The 5,598-nt window shown below is 39.9% G+C and carries 4 protein-coding genes; all 4 read left to right on the forward strand.

What is annotated here, in order from left to right; translation table 11 throughout:
• The coding region (locus PX636_RS22095) for a non-ribosomal peptide synthetase (protein ID WP_288118928.1) at positions 1 to 3,328 on the forward strand (3,328 nt) is incomplete at its 5' end.
• A gap of 39 nt (positions 3,329 to 3,367) precedes the next feature.
• Entirely contained in the window at positions 3,368 to 4,411 is a 1,044-nt protein-coding gene (fni, locus tag PX636_RS22100) for a type 2 isopentenyl-diphosphate Delta-isomerase (protein WP_002796364.1), read from the forward strand.
• The gene (locus tag PX636_RS22105) at positions 4,405 to 5,037 is read left to right on the forward strand and encodes a LysR family transcriptional regulator (RefSeq protein ID WP_288118930.1); all 633 of its coding nucleotides are present in this window, start codon (positions 4,405 to 4,407) and stop codon (positions 5,035 to 5,037) included. Before fni ends, PX636_RS22105 begins: the two co-directional genes overlap by 7 nt.
• 96 nt (positions 5,038 to 5,133) lie before the next feature.
• Positions 5,134 to 5,598 (forward strand): cupin domain-containing protein (locus tag PX636_RS22110; RefSeq protein WP_288118933.1); only part of this gene is annotated, 465 nt, incomplete at its 3' end.

Consider the following 5,598-nt stretch of genomic DNA (forward strand, 5'->3'; position numbering starts at 1 on the left):
CGCCGAAAGAATTACCCGCATGGTGGGTCATTTCCAAACTTTATTAAAAGGAATTGTAGCCAATCCTCAGCAAACCGTCGGGGAATTACCGTTACTGACTGAATCGGAAGAACAACAATTATTAGTAGAATGGAATCAAACTCAAACGTCTTATCCTGATCATTACTGTATTCATCAGTTATTTGAAGCGTGGGTAGAACAAACACCAGATGCCATAGCACTAATTTTTAAAGGCGAACAGCTAACCTACCGAGAACTAAACAGCAAGGCGAACCAATTAGCCAACTATTTACAAACCTTGGGGGTAAAACCAGAAACACTGGTGGGCATCTGTATCGAACCTTCCCTTGAAATGATAGTAGGGATTTTAGGTATCCTGAAAGCAGCTGGCGCTTATGTTCCCATAGACCCTACTTATCCATCTGAGCGGATCGCTTATATGCTCGATGATTCGCAACTAGCAGTTCTATTGACTGAGGAAAAACTGGTCACCTCGTTACCACAGCATCAAGCACAAGTAATTTGCTTAGATTCCGATTGGAAAGAAATCTCTACCGAAAGTAAAAGTTACCCTATCACTAGCCTAACACCAGAGAACTTAGCTTATGTCATTTACACTTCTGGCTCAACCGGAAAGCCGAAAGGAGTTCTCGTTGCTCATCGAGGATTGTGTAATCTATCCCAAGCACAAATCAAGCTATTTAACGTGCAGCCAGATAGTTGTGTCCTTCAGTTTGCATCCATTAGCTTTGATGCTTCTATTTCGGAAATTGTCATGGCTCTTTGTGCGGGGGCAAGGCTTTATCTGGGAACGCGGGAAGAACTACAACCAGGACAACCTTTACTGGAACTGTTACAAGAGCAGGAGATTACCCATTTGACTCTTGTGCCATCAGCACTCGCCGCTCTGTCCAGTGAGAACTTGCCAGCATTGCAGAATATCATTGTTGCGGGAGAACCCTGCCCTCCTTCTTTGGTTATTCAATGGGCTAATGGACGGCGTTTTTTTAATGCTTACGGGCCAACGGAATCCACTGTCTGTGCTACAGTTGCACAATGCTTTGAAGACATGAATATGCTGCCCATTGGTCGTCCGATCGCCAACACCAAAATCTATATTCTTGATCGCTATCTCCAACCCGTTCCTATTGGTGTTCCTGGGGAATTACATCTTGCCAGCGTTGGATTAGCTAAAGGATATCTCAACCGTCCAGAGTTAACCGATTCTAAATTTATTGCTAATCCTTTTAGTCAAAAACTCAGTGATCGCCTTTACAAAACCGGTGATTTAGTTCGTTATGTAAACGACGGACAAATTGAATTTATTGGACGTATTGATCATCAAGTTAAGATTAGAGGTTTTAGAATTGAATTAGGGGAAATTGAAACCATTCTCAATCAACATCCCCAAGTTAAAGAAGCGATTATTATTGCCAGAGAAGATCAACCCGGTGTTAAGCGTTTATGTGCTTATGTGATTGCCTCTCAAAACTTAACTGTTTCTCAATTGCGTTTATTTTTGCAAGAAAAGTTACCTCAATATATGGTTCCTGCTTTCTTCGTCTTGTTAGACGCTTTTCCCCTAACCCCTAATGGTAAAATCGATCGTCGCGCTCTCCCACAACCTGCACTAGAATTAGAGAATGAAGCTGCCATCAATTTTAGCCCAGGTACAGAAACAGAACGCATTCTCGCTGCAATTTGGCAAAGGGTTTTAGGACTTAAAACTATTAGTATTAACGATAACTTTTTTGAATTGGGAGGAGATTCTATCTTAGCCATTCAAATTATTGCTCAAGCTAATCAAGCGGGATTAGAAATTACTCCTAAACAGTTATTTAGTCATCAAACTATCGCTCAATTAGCCACCGTAGCGGAGCGAGTTTCGGTTAATCAAACCACACAGGATTTAGTCATCGGTTACGTCCCCTTAACTCCGATTCAAAAATGGTTTTTTGAACAAAACTGGCCCGAACGTCATCACTTTAATCAATCTATCTTGTTAGAGGTTCCCAATAATCTACAACCTGATTTATTAAAACAAACTATTTCTAAATTACTCTATCACCATGATGCTTTGCGGTTACGGTTTGTTCAAAAAGGGGAAAAATGGCAACAAAATCACAGCGATGATTGCAATAATTTTGCCTTTGAAAAGGTGGATTTATCCCATCTATCTTGCGATGAACAATTGACCAAGATAGCAGAAATTTCCGAGGTTCAACAACGGGTTCTGGATTTAGAGGAAGGACCCTTAATGGCGGTGGTTTTCTTCGCCTTGGCTGAGAGGGGAAAAATGTTAATTGTGATTCATCATTTAGCAGTAGATGGAATTTCTTGGCGGATTATCCTCGAAGATTTCGTCACTATTTACCAGCAATTAGAAACCCAAAAGCCTCTGCAACTTCCTCCTAAAACCAGTTCTTTTAAAACTTGGGCTGAGGAACTGCAAAACTATGCGAAAACCCCAGAATTTCACGCTCAATTCAAGTATTGGCTAAACCGTGATTTTCCCTCAATTTCTCCTCTTCCTTTGGACTGTCAAGGTGAAGCTCAGTCCAACATTGTTGCCCATGCAAAAACGGTTTCTTTCACCTTAACCGAAGAACAAACCCGCTTACTCTTACAGGAGGTTCCGCAAGCTTATAACACCCAAATTAATGATATTTTATTAACCGCTTTAGTCCAAGCTTTTGGCCATTGGACAGGGAGTTATAAGCTTTTGCTTGACATGGAAGGTCATGGAAGAGAGAATGTAATTGAATCCGTGAATTTATCTCGAACTGTGGGTTGGTTTACCAGTATTTTTCCCGTCTTTTTGACCTTAGAAAATCTTCACCATCCCGGTGAATGTCTCAAGTCCATTAAAGAGCAATTACGACAAATTCCGAATCGGGGATTTGATTATGGAATTGGATATTATCTGAGTTCAGATTTAACGATTCAATCCCCGTTAAAAAACTATCCAAAAGCTCAAGTCAGCTTTAATTATTTAGGTCAATTTACAAGCCATCAAATCGGCGAGATAGGCTGGAAATTATCTCAAGAATCCAGTGGTTCCATTCATAGTCCTTTGGGACAACGTTCCCATTTAATTGCGATTCATGGAATTGTGGTTGATGGGCAACTTGACATGGAATGGCAATATAGTGAAAATTTTCATCATCAAACAACGATCAAAAATTTAGCCGCTGCTTATCGAGATTCTTTAGAAAGCCTGATTAACCATTGTTTATCGGCAGAAGGGGGCTATACTCCATCGGATTTTCCCGATGCGGATCTTAATCAGGTAGAACTAGATGAACTGCTTTCAGAACTCGATTTTTAAACTCAATTTAATGTTTAACCCTCATGCTTGATAACAACTATGTCATCGCCTAATCTTCCCAGTGAAATTGAAAATCGTAAAAGCGAACATCTGCGAGTTTGTATCGAAGAAGATGTAGAATTTCAACAACTTACAAGCGATTTAGAAAAATATCGTTTTACCCATTGTTGTCTTCCTGAACTTGACCGTAGCGATATTGAACTGGGGACAACCTTTTTGGGGAAATCTCTAAAAGCTCCAATTCTAATATCTTCCATGACTGGAGGAACAGAATTAGCCCATTTAGTCAATACTCGATTGGCAACGGTCGCTCAACGCTATGGTTTAGCGATGGGGGTGGGTTCTCAACGCATTGCACTCGAACAACCGGAATTAGCGCCGACCTTTGCAGTCCGTTCTCTGGCACCAGATATTCTCCTGTTAGCGAATTTAGGGGCTGTACAGTTAAATTACGGCTGCGGTTTAGAAGACTGTTTAAAATTGGTGGAATTATTAGAAGCTGATGCCTTAATTCTGCATCTCAATCCTTTACAAGAATGGGTGCAATCGGGAGGCGATTCTAATTTTAAAGGTTTACTCGCTAAAATTCAGCAAATTTGCGCTCAATTACCCGTTCCTGTCATCGCCAAAGAAGTCGGAAATGGCATCTCTGCGGTGATGGCCAAACAATTAATTGAAGCCGGAGTCGCCGCGATTGATGTGGCGGGAGCCGGAGGCACGTCCTGGGCCAAAGTCGAAAGCCAAAGAGCCAAAGACAACAGACAAAGGCATCTCGGACAAGTTTTTGCCGATTGGGGTTTACCTACGGCTGAATGTATTACCGCCATTCGGTCTATGAATTCAACCATTCCTTTAATTGCTTCTGGGGGCTTAAAAAATGGCTTAGACCTTGCCAAATCCATCGCTTTAGGAGCCGATTTAGGAGGGTTGGCTCGACCGTTTCTCGTAGCAGCGATTGAATCAGAAGCCGCCGTTGATGAGTTGGTAAAATTTTTAATTGCTGAACTTGAAATTGTTTTATTTTGCACCGGAAATCCTAATTTATCCGCCCTTAAAAATTCAGGAGCCTTAAAACCATGTTAAAGTTTTCAATGGAATTGTGTTATCCCCAGCTTGATGTCAAAACCTTAAGCGTTGGCACTTTGGGGCCAAAAGAAACCAGTAGTGAACAAACCTTAAATTATCTAATTTCTCAATGGAAATTACAACAGATTTCGGTTAATAGTCATTTATTTGATAGCTTTACAGATTTAAAGGAATCTTTACTGCAAAATCAGATAGATTTGGCGTTAGTCCCCCATGCCTATGAAAAAATTAATGATTTCTATATGGAACCGAGGTTTAAACTAGGTTTTATCTTCACCTATCCCACACCCGTTTACGGATTAGCCAAGCGAAAAAATGAAGAAATCGTTTTAGAAAATTGTACCCTGGTCACTCATCCCGCTCCTCTTCCTTTACTTCCTTATTTATTACCTGGCGACCTGAATCAAAATAAGATTAAAATCAAATTTGTCAATTCTACCAGTGTGGCCGCTATTCAAGTTAAACAAGGGTTGGCAGATTTAGCCATTACCAATGAAAATGCCCTCCGAGAATATGATTTAGAATTTATTTCACAATATGGTAAAATTGAGATGAGTTGGTCTTTATTTCACAAAAAGGAAAACACCATGATTCAAAGTATTTATTTACCAGTGCATACCTAAAAAAGCTACCTATCCGCTCAAAATAGTTGCCTTCATCACATAAAAATAATTGAGATTTAACCTCTCAATTTCATTTTGAACCTGTACCCTAAAATCATGTCTGAATTTTTCCCAATTCCCGATCCTCTTAAACTCAATCATCATGTAGAATTAGAGGTTTTTCAATGCCAAGATACCATTTTTCAATTATACGTTATAGCTCCTAATGCTAAACTTGAATCCCACCAACATCCTGAAAGTCAAATTGGCATGGTATTCTCAGCAGAACTAGAACTGTATATTAAAGATTTGATTAAACCCTTAAGACCTTTGCAAGATGTTTATATAGCTGATGGCAATATTCCTCATGGTGCTTTTAATCCTTTATCAGAACCGATGATTGGATTTGATCTTAAACGGATTACCTCTGCTTTACCGTCAGAAGATGTTTTATTAACACTATCCAACAACCAAGATAAAATCACTCATTTACCTTGTCAATCTGTTAAGGGTTCTTGGTTTGAAATTGTCATGATGAAAATCCCTTCTGGTTATTCCATTCCCCCACATCAAGGTGAGCAA

The organism is Microcystis sp. M53598_WE2 (assembly GCF_030067735.1).
Classification (GTDB): Bacteria; Cyanobacteriota; Cyanobacteriia; order Cyanobacteriales; family Microcystaceae; genus Microcystis; species Microcystis aeruginosa.